Below are 1376 nucleotides of genomic sequence, written 5' to 3'. Positions count from 1 at the left end.
GCCTGTGGCGTTAGCCGCAACAAAAAACAGCTCACCCACCTGCCCCGCGCCGGGTGCGAAATTGAAGTCGCCGTTGAAGGTCACGCCGGTAAAGTTATAGAGCCCTTTGGCCGGATCGAGCCCGACACCGTCAAGCACATAGGCCGAACCTGTCGCGGTGATGCTGCCACCACCAAACACAAAGTTAGCGTCGGCAGAATCTACCGGGTCGTCGGTCTCACTAAAGTGGACACCCGAGTCAGTGAAATTCTGCATGACACCACCATTGGTAAAGGTGATGGTACCCTGGGCATTGGTTAAATCGATGCCGGTCAAACCGCCGTTTACATCCAGGCTGGCCGCAGTAAAGGTGCCGTCAAAGCCCGAGAAATCCACCGCTGCATCAGTGGCGGAGGTGACGTCGATATTGCCGAAGCCGATGGTGCCGTGGGTACCCGTCAGTGCTATGCCGTCGTCGCCCGTGGTCGTGATGTTGGTATCACCAAAGGTCACGTCGCCGGTGTTGGCATTGAGCACAATGCCGCTGGCAAGTGAGTTGGTGATGGTCGCCCCGCTCACCGTGAGGTTACTGGTAAGACCGGACAGATCCATGCTGTTGCCCGTGGAGGAATCCACCGTGGCCGAGGTGATGGTCAGATCGCCGCCACCAACGCCCGACAGCACGATGCCCTGTGAAGCGCTGCCCGTTGAAGACACCGTATCGAGGGTGATGCCGCCGGTCGCCAGTACTGTGTTTTGCAGATTAAGCGCCTGACCACTGCTGGCGGTGATGCCGGAGCCGGCACCGATATCGAGCGTGACCGCGCCAGCACTCAAACCATTACCATCGGTGGCGGTGAGGTTAAGCCCGGTAAAACTCACCGAGCCTGAACCGCTCAGGTTCACCGCCGTTCCGGCATTGTTGTTGTAGCCCGTTACCGTAAGGCCTTGCACAGATACGCTGCCACCGGTCTGGTTGGTGCTGCTGAACACATTGGCCGCTGTGCCGGTATCGCTGGTTAAGCTGCCAAGGGTAATGGCCCCGCCTGTCTGACCATCAATGGCCACTGCCGCCTGTGCGGAGCCCGTCGCGCTGAAGTTCACTGACGCCGCATCAATGCTCGCGCTGGTATTGGCGACATTGAGTAACCCGGCCGTTGCGGTGAAGCCCAAATCCGACAGCGTGACTGTGCCCGCAATGGAATCAAAGTTAAACGCGAAGCCCGTCAGAGAATCAAAACCGACGCCGTCGATGGTCGCATCCGTAATGTTCAGCGCACCGATACCATCCACCGCGCTGCCAATCGTGATGTGCTCCACCAGGTTGGCATTGGCCAGGTTAAGCACCGCACCGGTCGCACCGGTCAGCATCGCTGCGCCGTTGCCCGTCGGGTCTT

The 1376-nt window shown here is 59.4% G+C and carries 1 protein-coding gene; it reads right to left on the bottom strand.

Features of this window, described 5'->3' with window-relative positions; genetic code table 11:
• Positions 1-1376 (bottom strand): beta strand repeat-containing protein (locus QWI16_RS00045; protein WP_302710673.1); only part of this gene is annotated, 1376 nt, incomplete at both ends.

It is taken from the genome of Gilvimarinus algae (assembly GCF_030518215.1).
In the GTDB taxonomy this organism is placed as follows: domain Bacteria; phylum Pseudomonadota; class Gammaproteobacteria; order Pseudomonadales; family Cellvibrionaceae; genus Gilvimarinus; species Gilvimarinus algae.
The sequence above is the reverse complement of the archived record's forward strand: the minus strand, read 5'-3'. Positions and strand labels throughout refer to the sequence as shown.